Here is a 1,321-nt window from a genome sequence, read left to right on the forward strand (position 1 = left end):
GTAGAATTAAGAACCAATCCCCAATCCCCAATCCCCACTTTCAAGAAGAAACAACCTTCAGATGTGGGACATGAGATAAATAGTTTGAGGCAATAACTCGATTACGTCCAGTAGTTTTAGCTTGTAGCAAGCATTGATCGGCACGATGCAACAAGCTCTCTCCTTGATCGTCATCCTCAGCTTGCAGACTGGCTGTGCCCAGACTAATGGTGATATTAATTGTCAGTTTATTGCTGAGTGAAAATGGTTCCTCGCAGACTACGCGATTGAGACGACGGGCGACTACTACTGCTTCCTCTGCGGTAGTGTTAGCCAGAAGAATTACAAATTCTTCGCCACCATAGCGAAATGCTGTGTCTTGAAAGCGCAGATTGTGTCGCAGACGCTGACACAGCAACTGCAAAATGCGATCGCCAACTAAATGCCCGTGAGTATCATTAACTTTCTTGAAATGATCTACATCCAGAATAATCAAACTCATGGAAGTCTTTTGACTTTTAGCTTTTTTTATTTGTCTGGGTAAGTCCCATTCTAAAGCACGACGATTATTTAATTCTGTCAACGGATCAGCTAAGGCGATCGCTGATAACATATCATTTGTGCGAATCAAATCTCGGTATTTTTCTGCTTTTCGCAAGCCAACAGTCAATTGAGCAAGTATTAGTCCATCATTGACGGTCAATTCTGCCAAGCTATGGTCTGTTTTTTCATCAAGAAAATGCCAAATATAAGCATCGGCTCCTTGCTTTAATGCCGCAGCACTCATCTCTAATTCTCTGTACCAACCCTTATTTTTATCAGTAAGCTGCTGCGGACGATCCTCGAAGAGAATAGAGTATATCCAGGATAGTTTTGTCTGGTCTTTCAACCAACTGCAAAGTTCCATACTGCCATCCAGACTAGCCTGCACAAGTATTATATCGGGGGGCGTCATTTTAATCCGCGACACTGCTTGATTAAGATTATCTATAACTTCTACACTAAAAGCAGTCGTATAACGGATCTGATCTGGAAGTGTGGCGATAAAGTTATTTTTTCCAAAGACCAGAATAGACATATTCATTGCTTTATTTTTTCCCCTATTTAACTTTTAAAGAGATTAACTTTCTAAGACTTGCTGCTCTTGTTGGCTAATACCAAATATGATTTTTTAAGTGGAGTTATAATATTTGCTAATATATTATTTTGTCACCGAATCTACAATATTTTTACAATTTGAATCTCCTCTTTAGACTTTCTCTTTACTACTACCGTTTCTGAAACCTTCTCTTATGACAACTAATGTCTTCTTTACTGTATGTTTTTAAAACCGTAATAATAC

The 1,321-nt window shown here is 39.1% G+C and carries 1 protein-coding gene; it reads right to left on the reverse strand.

The genetic code is table 11. From position 1 onward, the window contains the following. Positions 1 to 40 precede the first annotated feature (40 nt). Positions 41 to 1,063, reverse strand: a complete 1,023-nt coding sequence (locus ACFFAP_RS13515; RefSeq protein WP_375511705.1) for a GGDEF domain-containing protein — start codon at positions 1,061 to 1,063, stop codon at positions 41 to 43. Positions 1,064 to 1,321: the final 258 nt, after the last annotated feature.

Origin of the sequence: uncultured Nostoc sp. (assembly GCF_964245575.1) — a bacterium.
GTDB lineage: Bacteria > Cyanobacteriota > Cyanobacteriia > Cyanobacteriales > Nostocaceae > Nostoc.